Origin of the sequence: Piscinibacter defluvii (assembly GCF_004011805.1) — a bacterium.
In the GTDB taxonomy this organism is placed as follows: domain Bacteria; phylum Pseudomonadota; class Gammaproteobacteria; order Burkholderiales; family Burkholderiaceae_C; genus Piscinibacter; species Piscinibacter defluvii.
Window position 1 is genome coordinate 1 of record NZ_RCHJ01000042.1, and the last position, 16,622, is coordinate 16,622.

General features: G+C 66.6%; 13 protein-coding genes and 1 tRNA gene. 13 read left to right on the plus strand and 1 reads right to left on the minus strand.

What is annotated here, in order from left to right:
- Nucleotides 1–80 precede the first annotated feature (80 nt).
- From D9C15_RS32000 to D9C15_RS32045, 10 genes are all read left to right on the plus strand, one after another.
- Nucleotides 81–156 (plus strand) — tRNA-Trp (locus tag D9C15_RS32000).
- Between the two features lie 101 nt (nucleotides 157–257).
- Complete coding sequence (secE, locus tag D9C15_RS32005) at nucleotides 258–641, plus strand: preprotein translocase subunit SecE (RefSeq protein ID WP_128003512.1); 384 nt, start codon at nucleotides 258–260, stop codon at nucleotides 639–641.
- Between the two features lie 10 nt (nucleotides 642–651).
- Entirely contained in the window at nucleotides 652–1,236 is a 585-nt protein-coding gene (gene nusG, locus D9C15_RS32010; protein WP_112187126.1) for a transcription termination/antitermination protein NusG, read from the plus strand.
- A gap of 110 nt (nucleotides 1,237–1,346) precedes the next feature.
- Nucleotides 1,347–1,778 (plus strand): 50S ribosomal protein L11, encoded by a 432-nt coding sequence (gene rplK, locus D9C15_RS32015; protein ID WP_128003513.1) that lies wholly within the window; start codon nucleotides 1,347–1,349, stop codon nucleotides 1,776–1,778.
- 2 nt (nucleotides 1,779–1,780) lie between these two features.
- The gene (rplA, locus tag D9C15_RS32020; RefSeq protein WP_128003514.1) at nucleotides 1,781–2,491 is read left to right on the plus strand and encodes a 50S ribosomal protein L1; all 711 of its coding nucleotides are present in this window, start codon (nucleotides 1,781–1,783) and stop codon (nucleotides 2,489–2,491) included.
- 200 nt (nucleotides 2,492–2,691) lie between these two features.
- Nucleotides 2,692–3,207 (plus strand): 50S ribosomal protein L10, encoded by a 516-nt coding sequence (rplJ, locus tag D9C15_RS32025; protein ID WP_128003515.1) that lies wholly within the window; start codon nucleotides 2,692–2,694, stop codon nucleotides 3,205–3,207.
- 51 nt (nucleotides 3,208–3,258) lie between these two features.
- A complete protein-coding gene (gene rplL, locus D9C15_RS32030; RefSeq protein WP_128003516.1) occupies nucleotides 3,259–3,639 on the plus strand; it encodes a 50S ribosomal protein L7/L12 in 381 nt (126 codons plus the stop codon).
- 278 nt (nucleotides 3,640–3,917) lie between these two features.
- Entirely contained in the window at nucleotides 3,918–8,042 is a 4,125-nt protein-coding gene (rpoB, locus tag D9C15_RS32035) for a DNA-directed RNA polymerase subunit beta (protein WP_128003517.1), read from the plus strand.
- 18 nt (nucleotides 8,043–8,060) lie between these two features.
- Nucleotides 8,061–12,293 carry a DNA-directed RNA polymerase subunit beta' gene (gene rpoC, locus D9C15_RS32040; RefSeq protein ID WP_128003518.1) on the plus strand — a complete coding sequence of 1,411 codons (4,233 nt, stop codon included), beginning with the start codon at nucleotides 8,061–8,063 and terminating at the stop codon, nucleotides 12,291–12,293.
- Nucleotides 12,294–12,360: 67 nt separating this feature from the next.
- The gene (locus D9C15_RS32045; RefSeq protein ID WP_128003519.1) at nucleotides 12,361–12,729 is read left to right on the plus strand and encodes a methylglyoxal synthase; all 369 of its coding nucleotides are present in this window, start codon (nucleotides 12,361–12,363) and stop codon (nucleotides 12,727–12,729) included.
- On the opposite strand, the gene D9C15_RS32050 is transcribed toward D9C15_RS32045, so the two are convergent.
- On the minus strand, nucleotides 12,706–13,152 hold the full coding sequence (locus D9C15_RS32050) for a PIN domain-containing protein (RefSeq protein ID WP_128003520.1): 447 nt from the start codon (nucleotides 13,150–13,152) through the stop codon (nucleotides 12,706–12,708). The genes D9C15_RS32045 and D9C15_RS32050 overlap by 24 nt on opposite strands.
- Before the next feature lie 145 nt (nucleotides 13,153–13,297).
- Between D9C15_RS32050 and rpsL the strand changes: the two genes are divergently transcribed.
- From rpsL to fusA, 3 genes are all read left to right on the plus strand, one after another.
- Complete coding sequence (gene rpsL, locus D9C15_RS32055; RefSeq protein ID WP_128003521.1) at nucleotides 13,298–13,675, plus strand: 30S ribosomal protein S12; 378 nt, start codon at nucleotides 13,298–13,300, stop codon at nucleotides 13,673–13,675.
- Nucleotides 13,676–13,792: 117 nt separating this feature from the next.
- Nucleotides 13,793–14,263, plus strand: coding sequence for a 30S ribosomal protein S7 (gene rpsG / locus D9C15_RS32060; RefSeq protein WP_112187145.1), 471 nt, complete (start codon nucleotides 13,793–13,795; stop codon nucleotides 14,261–14,263).
- Nucleotides 14,264–14,346: 83 nt separating this feature from the next.
- Entirely contained in the window at nucleotides 14,347–16,449 is a 2,103-nt protein-coding gene (gene fusA / locus D9C15_RS32065; protein ID WP_128003522.1) for an elongation factor G, read from the plus strand.
- The last annotated feature ends 173 nt before the right edge of the window (nucleotides 16,450–16,622 follow it).

A 16,622-nucleotide genomic window follows, 5' to 3' on the forward strand; every position in this document is an offset into this window, starting at 1 on the left:
TTCGCGATCCGCGAAGGCGGCCGCACCGTCGGCGCCGGCGTCGTGGCCAAGATCATCGAGTAACGAGCAAGGGATAGCGCAGGGGCATAGCTCAACTGGCAGAGCGTCGGTCTCCAAAACCGAAGGTCGGGGGTTCGATCCCCTCTGCCCCTGCCACCACCAGCAGCCCGCGAGGCGACGAAAGTCCCTCCGGGCTTTGCTGCTGAAAGGCGGCACCGCGTTATCAGGCACGCAACTGCCGCATAGTGAAATCTGGCATGTCCAATCCTCAAGTCGAAACAGTCTCCAGCGGTGCCGACAAGGCCAAGCTGGCCGTGGCCGGCGTGCTGGTGATCGGCGCCGTGGCGGCCTTCTACGCGCTCGGCAAGCAGGACCTGTGGCTGCGCGTGGTGGCGCTGATCGCGCTGCTGGCCGCCGCGGTGGGCGTGTTCTTCACCTCCGAAGCCGGCAAGCAGCTGATCGCCTACGGCCAGGACTCGGCCAAGGAAGTGCGCAAGGTCGTCTGGCCCACCCGCAAGGAGGCCATGCAGATGACCGGCTACGTGTTCGCCTTCGTCGTCGTGATGGCGCTCTTCCTGTGGCTGACCGACAAGACGTTGGAGTGGGTGCTGTACGACCTGATCCTGGGCTGGAAGCGTTGAGGACCAAGCCATGAGCGATTCCACCGCCAACACCGTGACGGCCGAGAACGTCACCCCGACGAACAACAAGCGCTGGTACGTGGTGCACGCCTACTCCGGCATGGAGAAGGCGGTCGAGCGCAACCTGCGCGAGCGCATCGACCGCTCGGAACTGCAAAGCAAGTTCGGCCGCATCCTGGTGCCGATGGAAGAGGTCGTCGAGCTCAAGAACGGCAAGAAGTCCGTCACCGAACGCCGCTTTTTCCCCGGCTACGTGTTGGTCGAGATGGAGATGGGCGACGACACCTGGCACTTGGTGAAGCACACCAACAAGGTGACCGGTTTCGTCGGCGGCGCGAAGAACCGCCCGGTGCCCATCTCGGAAGCCGAGGTGTTGAAGATCGTCCACCAGATGCAGGAAGGCGTGGAGAAGCCGCGCCCCAAGGTCGAGTGGTCGGTCGGCGAGATGGTGCGGGTCAAGGAAGGCCCGTTCACCGACTTCAACGGCGCGATCGAGGACGTCAACTACGACAAGTCCAAGGTGCGTGTGTCGGTCACCATTTTCGGCCGCGCCACGCCGGTCGAGCTCGATTTCTCGCAGGTCGAGAAGGTCTGATTGTTCGGGCGCTGACCGTCACGACCCCGGTCAGCGCGTCACCACACAGGGTCGAAGGACGCGAGGAGCACGGCTGAATACCGTGCGCTTGCACTCGCCAAGGAGCCAACATGGCCAAGAAGATCGTCGGCTACATCAAGCTGCAAGTGCCGGCCGGCAAGGCGAACCCGTCGCCGCCGATCGGTCCCGCGCTGGGTCAGCGCGGCCTGAACATCATGGAGTTCTGCAAGGCGTTCAACGCGCAGACCCAGGGCATGGAGCCGGGCCTCGTGCTGCCGGTGGTGATCACCGCGTTCGCGGACAAGTCGTTCACCTTCCTCCTCAAGACCCCGCCGGCCACCGTGCTGATCAAGAAGGCGGCCAAGGTCGACAAGGGTTCGCAGAAGCCGCACCTCGACAAGGTGGGCAAGCTGACGCGTGCGCAGGTCGAGGAGATCGCCAAGACCAAGATGAAGGACCTGACCGCCGCCGACCTGGACGCCGCGGTCCGCACCATCGCCGGCTCGGCCCGTTCGATGGGCATCACGGTGGAAGGAGTCTGACCATGGCCAAGCTCACCAAGCGCCAGAAGGCCCTGCAGGGCAAGGTCGAGAGCACCAAGCTCTATCCGCTGGACAACGCGCTGGCGATCGTCAAGGAATGCGCCACCGCCAAGTTCGACGAGTCGATCGACGTCGCCGTGCAACTCGGCATCGACGCCAAGAAGTCCGACCAGGTCGTGCGCGGCGCGGTCGTGATGCCCAACGGCACCGGCAAGACCAAGCGCGTCGCCGTGTTCGCCCAGGGCGCCAAGGCCGAGGAGGCCAAGGCCGCCGGCGCCGACATCGTCGGCATGGACGACCTGGCCGCCAGCATCAAGGCGGGCAACATGGACTTCGACGTGGTGATCGCCTCGCCGGACACCATGCGCATCGTCGGTACGCTCGGCCAGGTGCTGGGCCCGCGCGGCCTGATGCCGAACCCGAAGGTCGGCACCGTGACGCCGGACGTGGCCACCGCGGTGAAGAACGCCAAGGCCGGCCAGGTGCAGTTCCGCGTCGACAAGGCCGGGATCATCCACGCGACCATCGGTCGCCGCTCGTTCGATTCCGACAAGCTCGCGGGCAACCTGCGTGCGCTGATCGAGGCGCTGAACAAGGCCAAGCCGGCCTCGAGCAAGGGCATCTACCTGCGCAAGGTGGCGGTGTCGTCGACGATGGGCGTGGGCGCCCGGGTCGACGTCGCGACCATCAACGCGGCGCCGGTGCAGCAGTAAGCAGATTTTGGTGGGCCGGGCGTGCCGCGAGGGGCGCCCGGGCCGTCCAAGACCGCTGGTGCGGGTCGCGAGATCCGCTTAATGGCCAGCGCAGATGGCGGTCCCGCCGTGAACGGATGAGAGTCCCGAAACGGAAGGTCGCTGAAACGTGGTGTGCGGGGAGGCGGTGACGCCGAACCGCACGATGTGAGGAGTAGACCTTGAGTCTCAACCGCAACGAGAAGGCAGCCGTCGTCTCGGACGTGTCCGCGCAAGTGGCCCGTTCGCAGACGCTCGCGCTGGCCGAGTACCGTGGCCTCACCGTGGCTCACCTGGACGCGCTGCGCAAGCAGGCGCGCGAGCGTGGCGTGTACCTTCACGTGCTGAAGAACACGCTGGCCCGTCGCGCCGTCGCCGGCACGCCGTTCGAGGTGGCCCAGGAGGCGATGGTCGGCCCGCTGATCTACGGCTTTTCCGAGGATGCCGTCGCCGCGGCCAAAGTCATTGCCGACTTTGCCAAGGGCAACGACAAGCTCGTCATCAAGGCCGGCGCCTATGCCGGCAAGCCGCTCAACGCCGACGGCGTGAAGGCCCTCGCCGCCATCCCGGCGCGCGAGGTGCTGATCGCCCAGGTGGCCGGCCTGCTCAAGTCGCCGATCCAGCGACTGGCCGGCGTGCTGGCGGCGGTGGCCGAGAAGAAGGGCGGCGGCGCTCCTGCCGAAGCCCCGGCTGCCTGAAGACGACGACATCCATTCATTCAAGACTCTGACCGTTTCGAGGTAAATCAAATGGCATTCGACAAGGACGCATTCCTGGCCGCGATGGACTCCATGTCCGTCATGGAACTCAACGACCTGGTGAAGGCGATCGAAGAGAAGTTCGGCGTCTCCGCCGCGGCGATGGCCGCGCCGGCCGCCGGTGGCGGCGGCGGTGCCGCGGCCGCCCCGGCCGAGGAGAAGACCGAGTTCACGGTGATGCTGCTGGAAGCCGGCGCCAACAAGGTGTCGGTCATCAAGGCCGTTCGCGAGATCACCGGCCTGGGCCTGAAGGAGGCCAAGGACCTGGTCGACGGCGCGCCGAAGCCCGTCAAGGAAGGCATCGCCAAGGCCGACGCCGAGGCCGCCATGAAGAAGCTGGTGGATGCCGGCGCCAAGGCGGAACTGAAGTAATCAGGACGAAGGCGGGGTCGGCTTGGGCCGACCCCTTCTCGGCGGCACCGCGCAAGCGGTCCGCGGAGAGCAGCGCGAAACGCGGCGGGCCGCGTTTCGCAGTGTTCTCTGATCCGACTGCAGGGAACGGGTTTGGTCGGGCTGGGGTGCAATGCCTCGGTTGTCCGCCAGCGGCAGGTAGTGGCCTGCCACCAAGCTTTCGGGCGCAATGCCCGGAAAGACAGTCGCCGATGGATCAGCTGCCTAGGCCGGGCGGGTGGTCCTGAGACGGAGTCCTTATGGCGCAGCACACCACCCCCTACAGCTATACCGAGCGCAAGCGCATCCGCAAGAGCTTCGGCAAGCGCGAGAGTGTTCTCAACGTCCCCTATCTGCTGACGATGCAGAAGGAATCGTACGTGGCCTTCCTGCAGAAGGACGTCCCGCCGCAGAAGCGCAAGCCCGAGGGGCTGCAGGCTGCCTTCCTGTCCGCGTTCCCGATCGTCTCGCACAACGGGTTCGTGGAGATGAAGTTCATCGAATACAACATGGCCAAGCCCGCGTTCGACACGCGGGAGTGCCAGCAGCGCGGCCTGACCTACGCCGCCGCGGTGCGCGCCAAGCTGCAGATGATCATCTACGACCGCGAGTCGCCGCAGGCCAAGACGGTCAAGGAGATCAAGGAGCAGGAGGTCTACATGGGCGAAGTGCCGCTCATGACCGACTACGGCTCGTTCATCGTCAACGGCACCGAGCGCGTGATCGTCTCGCAGCTGCACCGCTCGCCGGGCGTGTTCTTCGAGCACGACAAGGGCAAGACGCACAGCTCGGGCAAGCTGCTGTTCAGCGCGCGCATCATCCCCTACCGCGGCTCCTGGCTGGACTTCGAGTTCGACCCGAAGGACATCCTCTACTTCCGCGTCGACCGCCGCCGCAAGATGCCGGTGACGATCCTGCTCAAGGCCATCGGCCTGAACCCTGAGCAGATCCTGGCCAACTTCTTCGTCTTCGACAACTTCCGCCTGATGGATTCGGGCGCGCAGATGGAGTTCGTCGCCGACCGCATCCGCGGCGAGATCGCGCGCTTCGACATCACCGACAAGTCGGGCAACGTGATCGTCGAGAAGGACAAGCGCATCACCGCGCGCCACGTGCGCGCGCTCGAGCAGAGCCAGACGCAGTTCATCAGCGTGCCGGAGGACTTCCTGGTCGGCCGCGTGATCGCACGCAACATCGTCGACGCCGACACCGGAGAGATCGTCGCCAAGGCCAACGACGAGCTCACCGATTCGCTGCTGAAGAAGCTGCGCGCGGCCGGGATCAAGGAGATCCCCTGCCTGTACACCAACGAGCTGGACGAAGGCGCCTACATCAGCCAGACGCTCGGCTCGGACGAAACCGCCGACCAGCTGGCCGCGCGCGTGGCCATCTACCGCATGATGCGCCCCGGCGAACCGCCGACCGAGGACGCGGTCGAGGCGCTGTTCCATCGCCTGTTCTACTCGGCCGACACCTACGACCTGTCGCGCGTCGGCCGCATGAAGTTCAACGCCCGGGTCGGCCGTGACACGCCCGAAGGCGCGATGACCCTCTCGAACGAGGACATCCTCGACGTGGTGAAGATCCTCGTTGAGCTGCGCAACGGCCGCGGCGAGGTGGACGACATCGACCACCTCGGCAACCGCCGCGTGCGCTGCGTCGGCGAGCTGGCCGAGAACCAGTACCGCTCGGGCCTCGCCCGCATCGAGAAGGCGGTGAAGGAGCGTCTGGGCCAGGCCGAGACCGAGGCGCTGATGCCGCACGACCTGATCAACTCCAAGCCGATCTCCGCGGCGCTGAAGGAGTTCTTCGGGGCGAGCCAGCTGTCGCAGTTCATGGACCAGACCAACCCGCTGTCGGAGATCACGCACAAGCGGCGCGTCTCGGCCCTGGGCCCGGGCGGCCTGACCCGCGAGCGTGCCGGCTTCGAGGTGCGCGACGTGCACCCGACGCACTACGGCCGGGTCTGCCCGATCGAGACGCCGGAAGGCCCGAACATCGGCCTGATCAACTCGCTGGCCCTGTACGCGCAGCTCAACGAATACGGCTTCCTCGAGACGCCGTACCGCCGCGTGGCCGACGGCAAGGTGACCAACCAGATCGACTACCTGTCGGCCATCGAGGAAGGCAAGTACGTGATCGCCCAGGCGAACGCGCAGCTCGATGCCGCGGGCAAGCTGGTCGACGAGCTGGTGTCGGCGCGCGAGAAGGGCGAATCGGTGCTGACCTCGCCCGAGCGCATCCAGTACATGGACGTGGCGCCGGCACAGATCGTCTCGGTGGCCGCCTCGCTGGTGCCGTTCCTCGAGCACGACGACGCGAACCGCGCGCTGATGGGCGCCAACATGCAGCGCCAGGCGGTGCCGACGCTGCGCCCCGAGAAGGCGCTGGTGGGCACCGGCGTCGAGCGGGTGGCCGCCAAGGACTCGGGCACGGTCGTGGCGGCGCGCCGCGGCGGCGTGGTCGACTACGTCGACACCAACCGCATCGTCATCCGCGTCAACGACAACGAGACGGTGGCCGGCGAAGTCGGCGTCGACATCTACAACCTGATCAAGTACCAGCGTTCGAACCAGAACACGAACATCCACCAGCGCCCGATCGTCAAGCGCGGCGACAAGGTGGCGGCCGAGGACATCATCGCCGACGGCGCCTCGACGGACATCGGCGAGCTGGCGCTCGGCCAGAACATGCTGGTCGCGTTCATGCCCTGGAACGGCTACAACTTCGAGGACTCGATCCTGATCTCGGAGCGTGTGGTCGCCGACGACCGCTACACCTCGATCCACATCGAGGAACTGGTCGTGATGGCGCGCGACACCAAGCTCGGCGCCGAGGAAATCACGCGCGACATTCCGAACCTGTCGGAACAGCAGCTGGCGCGCCTGGATGAATCGGGCATCGTGTACGTGGGCGCCGAGGTCGGCCCCGGCGACACGCTGGTCGGCAAGGTCACGCCCAAGGGCGAGACCACGCTGACGCCGGAGGAGAAGCTGCTGCGCGCGATCTTCGGCGAGAAGGCGTCCGACGTGAAGGACACCTCGCTGCGCGTCGACCAGGGCACCAGCGGCACGGTGATCGACGTGCAGGTCTTCACCCGCGAAGGCATCCCGCGCGACAAGCGTGCCCAGCAGATCATCGACGACGAGCTGAAGCGCTACCGCCTGGACCTGAACGACCAGCTGCGCATCGTCGAGGCCGACGCGTTCGACCGGATCGAGAAGCTGCTCGTCGGCCAGGTGGCCAACGGCGGCCCGCAGCGCATCGCCAAGGGCACGACGATCGACAAGGCCTACCTGGCCTCGGTCGAGAAGTACCACTGGTTCGACATCCGCCCGGCCGACGAGAACATCGCCGGCCAGCTCGAGTCGATCAAGAACTCGCTCGAGCAGACGCGCCACAGCTTCGACCTCGCCTTCGAGGAGAAGCGCAAGAAGCTGACGCAGGGCGACGAGCTGCCCGCCGGCGTGCTGAAGATGGTCAAGGTGTACCTGGCCGTCAAGCGCCGCCTGCAGCCCGGCGACAAGATGGCCGGCCGCCACGGCAACAAGGGTGTGGTGTCGAAGATCGTGCCGGTCGAGGACATGCCCTACATGGCCGACGGCACGCCCTGCGACATCGTGCTCAACCCGCTGGGCGTGCCCTCGCGGATGAACGTCGGCCAGGTGCTCGAGGTCCACCTCGGCTGGGCCGGCAAGGGCATCGGCCAGCGCATCGGCGACCTGCTGCAGCAGCAGGCCAAGGTGGCCGAACTGCGCAAGTTCCTCGACGAGCTCTACAACAAGTCGGGCGGCAAGACCGAGCGGCTGGACAACCTGAGCGACGCCGAGATCGTCGAGATGGCCGGCAACCTCGCCAAGGGCGTGCCCTTCGCGACGCCGGTGTTCGACGGCGCGGCCGAGCAGGAGATCCGCGCGATGCTCAAGCTCGCCTACCCGGACGACATCGCCCGCGCCAAGGGCCTGACCGACACCCGCACGCAGGCCATCCTGCACGACGGGCGCACCGGCGAGGCCTTCGAGCGGCCGGTGACGGTGGGCTACATGCACGTGCTGAAGCTGCACCACCTCGTCGACGACAAGATGCACGCGCGCTCCACGGGCCCGTACAGCCTCGTCACGCAGCAGCCGCTGGGCGGCAAGGCGCAGTTCGGCGGCCAGCGCTTCGGCGAGATGGAAGTCTGGGCACTCGAAGCCTACGGCGCCTCGTACATCCTGCAGGAGATGCTGACCGTCAAGTCCGACGACGTGAACGGCCGCACCAAGGTGTACGAGAACATCGTCAAGGGCGAGCACTCGATCGAGGCCGGCATGCCGGAGTCGTTCAACGTGCTGGTGAAGGAAATCCGTTCGCTCGGTATCGATATCGAGCTCGAGCGCAACTGATTCGAAGGGGATTGAAAGATGAAGGGTTTGCTCGATCTGTTCCGCCAGTTCACGCCCGATGAGCATTTCGATGCCATCAAGATCGGACTGGCTTCCCCGGAGAAGATCCGTTCCTGGTCGTTCGGCGAGGTGAAGAAGCCGGAGACCATCAACTACCGGACCTTCAAGCCCGAGCGCGACGGCCTGTTCTGCGCCAAGATCTTCGGGCCGATCAAGGACTACGAGTGCCTGTGCGGCAAGTACAAGCGCCTGAAGCACCGTGGCGTGATCTGCGAGAAGTGCGGCGTCGAGGTCACGCAGACCAAGGTGCGCCGCGAGCGCATGGGTCACATCGACCTGGCCGCGCCGTGCGCGCACATCTGGTTCCTGAAGTCGTTGCCGTCGCGCCTGGGCCTCGTGCTCGACATGACGCTGCGCGACATCGAGCGCGTGCTGTACTTCGAAGCCTACGTGGTGGTCGACCCCGGCATGACCCCGCTGAAGAAGTTCAGCATCATGTCCGAGGACGACTACGACGCGAAGCGCACCGAGTACGGTGACGAGTTCATCGCGCTGATGGGCGCCGAGGGCATCAAGAAGCTGCTCGAGGAGATCGATCTCGACATCGAGATCGACAAGCTGCGCAACGACATGACCGGCAGCGAGCTGAAGGTCAAGAAGAACTCCAAGCGCCTGAAGGTGATGGAGGCCTTCAAGAAGTCGGGCATCAAGCCGAGCTGGATGGTGATGGACGTGCTGCCGGTGCTGCCGCCGGACCTGCGCCCGCTCGTCCCGCTGGACGGCGGCCGCTTCGCGACCTCCGACCTGAACGACCTGTACCGCCGCGTCATCAACCGCAACAACCGCCTCGCGCGGCTGCTGGAGCTGAAGGCGCCGGAGATCATCGTCCGCAACGAGAAGCGGATGCTGCAGGAGGCCGTCGACTCGCTGCTCGACAACGGCCGCCGCGGCAAGGCCATGACCGGCGCGAACAAGCGCGCGCTGAAGTCGCTGGCCGACATGATCAAGGGCAAGAGCGGCCGCTTCCGCCAGAACCTGCTGGGCAAGCGCGTCGACTACTCGGGCCGTTCGGTCATCGTGGTCGGCCCGACGCTCAAGCTGCACCAGTGCGGCCTGCCCAAGCTGATGGCGCTGGAGCTGTTCAAGCCCTTCATCTTCAGCCGGCTGGAGGCGATGGGCATCGCCACCACCATCAAGGCGGCGAAGAAGGAAGTCGAGAGCGGCACGCCGGTGGTGTGGGACATCCTCGAAGAGGTGATCAAGGAGCACCCGGTCCTGCTGAACCGCGCGCCGACGCTGCACCGCCTGGGCATCCAGGCCTTCGAGCCGGTGCTGATCGAAGGCAAGGCGATCCAGCTGCATCCGCTGGTCTGCTCGGCCTTCAACGCCGACTTCGACGGCGACCAGATGGCCGTGCACGTGCCGCTGTCGATCGAGGCGCAGATGGAAGCCCGCACGCTGATGCTGGCGACCAACAACGTGCTGTTCCCGGCCAACGGCGAACCGTCGATCGTTCCGAGCCAGGACGTGGTGCTGGGCCTGTACTACGCCACCCGCGAGCGCACCAACGGCCGCGGCGAAGGCATGGTGTTCTCGGGCCTGCCCGAACTGCAGCGCGCGCTGGACAACGGCGTGGTGGAGATCACCGCCAAGATCAGCGTGCGCCTGACCGAGTGGAACAGGGTCAAGGACACGGGCGAGTTCGCGCCCGAGACCAAGCTCGTGGACACCACGGTCGGCCGCGCGCTGCTGTCGGAGATCCTGCCCAAGGGCCTGCCCTTCAGCAACATCAACAAGGCGCTGAAGAAGAAGGAGATCTCCAAGCTGATCAACGCCTCCTTCCGCAAGTGCGGCCTGAAGGAGACGGTGGTCTTCGCCGACAAGCTGCTGCAGAACGGCTTCCGCCTTGCCACGCGTGCCGGCATCTCGATCGCCATCGACGACATGCTGGTGCCCAAGGAGAAGCACGGCCTGATCGAGCGCGCCGAGAAGGAGGTCAAGGAGATCGAGCAGCAGTACGTCTCGGGTCTCGTGACCGCCGGTGAGCGCTACAACAAGGTCGTCGATATCTGGGGCAAGACCGGCGACGAGGTGGGCAAGGTGATGATGAGCCAGCTCGCCAAGCAGAAGGTGGTGGACCGCAACGGCAAGGAAGTCGACCAGGAGTCGTTCAACTCCATCTACATGATGGCCGACTCGGGTGCGCGCGGCTCGGCGGCGCAGATCCGCCAGCTCGCGGGCATGCGCGGCCTGATGGCCAAGCCGGACGGCTCGATCATCGAGACGCCGATCACCGCGAACTTCCGCGAGGGCCTGAACGTCCTGCAGTACTTCATCTCGACGCACGGCGCCCGCAAGGGCCTGGCCGACACGGCGCTGAAGACCGCGAACTCCGGCTACCTGACGCGCCGCCTGGTCGACGTGACGCAGGACCTCGTGATCACCGAGGACGACTGCGGCACGCAGAACGGCATGAACATGCGCGCGCTGGTGGAAGGCGGCGAGGTGATCGAGTCGCTGCGCGACCGCATCCTCGGCCGCGTCGCGGCCATCGAGGTGCAGCACCCCGAAACCCAGGAGGTGCTCGTCAACGCCGGCCAGATGCTCGACGAGGACGCGCTCGACGACCTCGAGGCCGCCGGCGTCGACGAGGTCAAGGTGCGCACTGCGCTGACCTGCGGCACGCGCTTCGGCCTGTGCGCCAAGTGCTACGGCCGCGACCTGGGCCGTGGCGGCATCGTCAACCGCGGCGAGGCGATCGGCGTGATCGCGGCGCAGTCGATCGGCGAGCCGGGCACGCAGCTGACGATGCGCACCTTCCACATCGGCGGCGCGGCCTCGCGCGCGGCGGTGGCCTCGAGCGTGGACGCCAAGAGCGACGGTATCGTGGGCTTCAACCCGACGATGCGCTACGTGACCAACGGCAAGGGCGAGCTGGTGGTGATCTCGCGTTCGGGCGAGATCATCATCTCCGACGCCCACGGCCGCGAGCGCGAGCGCCACAAGGTGCCGTACGGCGCGCTGCTGTCGGTCAAGGCCGACCAGCAGATCAAGGCCGGCACGGTGCTGGCCAACTGGGACCCGCTGACCCGCCCGATCATCACCGAGTTCGCCGGCCGGGCGAAGTTCGAGAACGTCGAGGAGGGCGTGACGGTCGCCAAGCAGGTCGACGAGGTCACCGGCCTGTCGACGCTGGTGGTGATCGACCCGAAGCGCCGCGGCGCGGCCAAGGTCGTGCGCCCGCAGGTCAAGCTGCTGGACGCCGGCGGCAACGAGGTGAAGATCCCCGGCACTGACCACTCGGTGACGATCGGCTTCCCGGTCGGCGCGCTGATCCAGATCCGCGACGGTCAGGACCTGATGCCCGGCGAGGTGCTGGCGCGCATCCCGGTCGAAGGCCAGAAGACCCGCGACATCACCGGCGGTCTGCCGCGCGTGGCCGAGCTGTTCGAGGCGCGTTCGCCCAAGGACAAGGGCACGCTGGCCGAGCAGACCGGCACGGTCTCGTTCGGCAAGGAGACCAAGGGCAAGGTGCGCCTGCAGATCACCGATCCGGACGGCAAGGTGTACGAGGAGCTCGTGCCCAAGGAGAAGAACATCCTGGTGCACGAAGGCCAGGTGGTGAACAAGGGCGAGCTGATCGTCGACGGCCCGGCGGACCCGCAGGACATCCTGCGCCTGCTGGGCATCGAGGAACTGGCGCGCTACATCGTCGACGAGGTGCAGGACGTCTACCGCCTGCAGGGCGTGAAGATCAACGACAAGCACATCGAGGTGATCGTTCGCCAGATGCTGCGCCGCGTGCAGATCGTCAACCCGGGCGACACGCACTACATCGCCGGCGAGCAGGTGGAGCGCTCCGAGCTGCTGGACACGAACGACAAGATGCTGGCCGACGGCAAGCTGCCGGCCACGCATGCCGACGTGCTGCTGGGCATCACGAAGGCGTCCCTGTCGACCGACTCGTTCATCTCGGCGGCGTCGTTCCAGGAGACCACCCGCGTGCTGACCGAGGCGGCGATCATGGGCAAGCGCGACGAGCTGCGCGGGCTGAAGGAGAACGTCATCGTCGGCCGGCTGATCCCGGCGGGCACCGGCATGGCGTTCCACGAGGCGCGCAAGGCCAAGGAGGCGATGGACGATGCCGAGCGCCGTGCCATCGCGATGCAGGAGGCCGAGGAGCTGGCCGCCGTGCAGCTGGCGCAGGTGGACGCCGCCGCAGCGGGCAACCCGGGCGAGACGGCCGAGTAGGCGGCCCGACCCTGTTCGAGGCGAGGGGCGGCTTCTGGCCGCCCCTTTTTTCTTGGATCATCCGGGCATGCGCATTGCCCTGATCGCCCACGACCGCAAGAAGGACGCGATGGTCGCGCTCGCCCGCGAGCACGCGGCCTTCCTGTCGACCCAGACCCTGATGGCCACCGGCACCACCGGTAGCCGCTTGCGCGACGAGGTCGGGCTGGCCGTCGAGTGCCTGCTCAGCGGCCCGCTGGGCGGCGACCTGCAGATCGGCGCGCGGCTGGCGGTCGGCGAGGTGGACGCGGTGGTGTTCCTGCGCGACCCGATGACGCCGCAGCCGCACGAGCCCGACATCAATGCACTGGTTCGCGCCTGCGACGTGCACGACGTGCCCTGCGCGACGAACGTTGCGACGGCTCGAGCGCTGCTAGAGGCGCTGGCCCGCGGCTGAGCGCGCCCAGGCCTCCGGCGTGAGCACCGCAAGGCCGCGCCGCCCGGCGGCGCGGGCCAGGCGCAGCAGGGCCCGGTCGCGTGTGAGGAGCGCCTGGGCTTCGCCGGCGAAGGCCAGATCGAGGAAGACCTGGTCGTCCGGGTCGCTGCAGCGCAGGCCGCCGGGGGCAGCGGGTGGGCAGTCCACGAGGCGCGCCCAACGGTCCCACTGGGCCAGAACCGCCGTGGCGTCCAGCTGCCAGCGATCGAGTACAGCGCGAGTGAGCACATGCTCCAGTTCGGTTCGCATGGCGGCGCAGGCGAGCCATTCGGCCCGCTGCCCGGCCAGCGCCTCGGCCAGCGGCGTGCTCGACGGGTCCCGGAACACCAGCCAGTCGAGCACCACGTTGGTATCCAGCACGAGGATCGAAGCAGCGCGGGTCAAGGCCTTCCTTGCGAGCCGGTGAGCGGCCGAATATAATCGCGGGCTTTTCGGCAGATTCTGCTGCGCCCATTGTTGGGCGCTTGATCACGTGCCTGTGGTCGGAACTGCGGATGAAGTAAGACTTCACACGGGAACAAGTCAAGCCATGCCCACCATCAACCAGCTCGTGCGCCACGGCCGCCAGGTCGAGGCCACGAAGTCCAAGTCGCCGGCGATGCAGAACTCGCCGCAGCGCCGCGGGGTCTGCACCCGCGTCTATACCACCACCCCGAAGAAGCCGAACTCGGCGCTGCGCAAGGTCGCCAAGGTGCGCCTGACCAACGGCTTCGAGGTCATCTCCTACATCGGCGGCGAAGGCCACAACCTGCAGGAGCACTCGGTGGTGCTGGTGCGCGGCGGCCGCGTGAAGGACCTGCCGGGCGTGCGCTACCACATCGTGCGCGGCTCGCTGGACCTGCAGGGCGTGAAGGATCGCAAGCAGGCCCGTTCGAAGTACGGCGCCAAGCGGCCCAAGAAGGCGTAATCCCACGCCGCACCGACAGCCGGCCCGGAGGCCGGCAACGCAAAGTAAGCGAAGGGTCCGGATGGCCCTTCGAGGCGCAGCGAAAGCCCGCGCCAGCTGAAGCAAAGGAAGAGAGAAATGCCACGTCGTCGCGAAGTCCCGAAGCGGGACATCCTCCCCGATCCGAAGTTCGGGTCCGTCGAACTCTCGAAGTTCATGAACGTCATCATGGAATCCGGCAAGAAGGCGGTCGCCGAGCGGATCATCTATGGCGCGCTGGATACCGTCGAGAAGAAGTCGGGCAAGGACCCGCTGGAGATCTTCAACATCGCGCTGAACAACATCAAGCCGATGGTCGAGGTCAAGTCCCGCCGCGTCGGCGGTGCGAACTACCAAGTTCCCGTGGAAGTTCGCCCCGTGCGCCGCGTCGCGCTGGCGATGCGCTGGCTGAAGGAATCGGCGCGCAAGCGCGGCGAGAAGTCGATGGCGCAGCGCCTCGCCAACGAACTGCTGGAGGCCGTCGAAGGCCGCGGTGGTGCGATGAAGAAGCGCGACGAAGTGCACCGCATGGCCGAGGCCAACAAGGCGTTCTCGCACTTCCGCTTCTGACCCAGGCCAACAGCCTGCAGCATCCTCGGCCGCTCTTCGGGTTTGTACGAACCCGCGAGCGGCCCACGTATTTGGAGTGAACCATGGCCCGCAAGACCCCCATCGAGCGCTATCGCAACATCGGCATCTCGGCGCACATCGACGCCGGCAAGACGACGACCACCGAGCGCATCCTGTACTACACCGGTGTGAACCACAAGATCGGTGAGGTGCACGACGGCGCCGCGACGATGGACTGGATGGAGCAGGAGCAGGAGCGCGGCATCACGATCACGTCGGCCGCGACGACCTGCTTCTGGCGCGGGATGGACATGAACTTCCCGGAGCACCGCTTCAACATCATCGACACCCCGGGGCACGTCGACTTCACCATCGAGGTCGAGCGCTCGATGCGCGTGCTCGACGGCGCGTGCATGGTGTACTGCGCCGTGGGCGGCGTGCAGCCGCAGTCCGAGACCGTCTGGCGCCAGGCCAACAAGTACAAGGTGCCGCGCCTCGCGTTCGTCAACAAGATGGACCGCACCGGCGCCAACTTCTTCAAGGTCTACGACCAGATGAAGTCGCGCCTGAAGGCCAACCCCGTGCCGGTCGTCATTCCGATCGGCGCGGAGGAGAACTTCAGGGGCGTGGTGGACCTGTTCAAGATGAAGGCGATCATCTGGGACGAGGCCTCGCAGGGCATGAAGTTCGAGTACCAGGCGATCCCGGCGGAGCTCGAGGCCGAGGCGCAGAAGTGGCGCGAGAACATGATCGAGGCCGCGGCCGAGGCGTCCGAGGACCTGATGAACAAGTACCTCGAGTCGGGTGAGCTGACCGAGGACGAGATCAAGCTCGGCCTGCGCACGCGCACCATCGCCACCGAGATCCAGCCGATGCTGTGCGGCACGGCCTTCAAGAACAAGGGCGTGCAGCGCATGCTCGACGCCGTCATCGAGTTCCTGCCCTCGCCGGTGGACATCCCGCCGGTGTCGGGCACCGACGACGACGAGAAGCCGGCTTCGCGCAAGGCCGACGACGGCGAGAAGTTCTCGGCGCTCGCGTTCAAGCTGATGACCGACCCGTACGTCGGCCAGCTGACCTTCGTGCGCGTCTACTCGGGCGTGTTGAAGAGCGGCGACTCGGTCTACAACCCGATCCGCGGCAAGAAGGAGCGCATCGGCCGGATCCTGCAGATGCACGCCAACCAGCGCGAGGAGATCAAGGAGATCCTGGCCGGTGACATCGCCGCCTGCGTGGGCCTGAAGGACGTCACGACCGGCGAGACGCTGTGCGATCCGGACAGCATCATCACGCTCGAGAAGATGGTCTTCCCCGAGCCGGTGATCTCGCAGGCCGTCGAGCCCAAGACCAAGGCCGACCAGGAGAAGATGGGCATTGCGCTGGGTCGCCTGGCGCAGGAAGACCCGTCGTTCCGCCTGCGCACCGACGAGGAGTCGGGCCAGACCATCATCTCCGGCATGGGCGAGCTGCACCTGGAGATCATCGTCGACCGCATGAAGCGCGAGTTCGGCGTGGAAGCCAACGTCGGCAAGCCGCAGGTGGCCTACCGCGAGACGATCCGCAAGCCGGTGACCGATGTCGAAGGCAAGTTCGTGCGCCAGTCCGGCGGCAAGGGCCAGTACGGCCACGTGGTGTTCTCGGTCGAGCCGCAGGAGCCGGGCAAGGGCTTCGAGTTTGTCGACGCGATCAAGGGCGGCGTCGTGCCGCGCGAGTTCATCCCGGCCGTCGAGAAGGGCGTGATCGACTCGCTGCCCAACGGCGTGCTGGCCGGCTATCCGGTGGTGGACGTCAAGGTCACGCTGACCTTCGGCTCCTACCACGAGGTGGACTCGTCGGAAAACGCGTTCAAGATGGCCGCGTCGCTCGGCTTCAAGGAAGCCTGCCGCAAGGCCAGCCCGGTGATCCTCGAGCCGATGATGGCCGTGGAAGTCGAGACGCCGGAAGACTATGCCGGCTCGGTGATGGGCGACCTGTCGTCCCGCCGCGGCATGGTGCAGGGCATGGACGACATGCCCGGCGGCGGCAAGGTCATCAAGGCCGAGGTGCCGCTGTCGGAGATGTTCGGCTACTCGACGACGCTGCGCTCGATGTCGCAGGGCCGTGCGACGTACACGATGGAGTTCAAGCACTACAGCGAGGCGCCGAAGAACGTCGCCGACGCGATCATCACCGCGCGCAGCAAGTAAGCGCGCCGGTCTTCGCCGCGACCGCCGCCGGCTGCCAGTGGCCGGCGGATCCCGGGTGCGGCGGAGACCTAAAACCGACCCACTGGATCACCGTTCTTTGATTCGGAGCACGACATGTCAAAAGGCAAATTCGAGCGGACCAAGCCGCACGTGAACGTGGGGACGATTGGTCA

What these genes read in the sequence shown, in the direction of transcription:
- rpsL (WP_128003521.1), top strand. Translation starts at nt 13,298, where the DNA reads ATGCCCACCATCAACCAGCTCGTGCGCCACGGCCGCCAGGTCGAGGCC.
- rplL (WP_128003516.1), top strand. Translation starts at nt 3,259, where the DNA reads ATGGCATTCGACAAGGACGCATTCCTGGCCGCGATGGACTCCATGTCC.
- rplA (WP_128003514.1), top strand. Translation starts at nt 1,781, where the DNA reads ATGGCCAAGCTCACCAAGCGCCAGAAGGCCCTGCAGGGCAAGGTCGAG.
- rpoB (WP_128003517.1), top strand. Translation starts at nt 3,918, where the DNA reads ATGGCGCAGCACACCACCCCCTACAGCTATACCGAGCGCAAGCGCATC.
- nusG (WP_112187126.1), top strand. Translation starts at nt 652, where the DNA reads ATGAGCGATTCCACCGCCAACACCGTGACGGCCGAGAACGTCACCCCG.
- rpoC (WP_128003518.1), top strand. Translation starts at nt 8,061, where the DNA reads ATGAAGGGTTTGCTCGATCTGTTCCGCCAGTTCACGCCCGATGAGCAT.
- D9C15_RS32045 (WP_128003519.1), top strand. Translation starts at nt 12,361, where the DNA reads ATGCGCATTGCCCTGATCGCCCACGACCGCAAGAAGGACGCGATGGTC.
- fusA (WP_128003522.1), top strand. Translation starts at nt 14,347, where the DNA reads ATGGCCCGCAAGACCCCCATCGAGCGCTATCGCAACATCGGCATCTCG.
- rpsG (WP_112187145.1), top strand. Translation starts at nt 13,793, where the DNA reads ATGCCACGTCGTCGCGAAGTCCCGAAGCGGGACATCCTCCCCGATCCG.
- secE (WP_128003512.1), top strand. Translation starts at nt 258, where the DNA reads ATGTCCAATCCTCAAGTCGAAACAGTCTCCAGCGGTGCCGACAAGGCC.
- rplK (WP_128003513.1), top strand. Translation starts at nt 1,347, where the DNA reads ATGGCCAAGAAGATCGTCGGCTACATCAAGCTGCAAGTGCCGGCCGGC.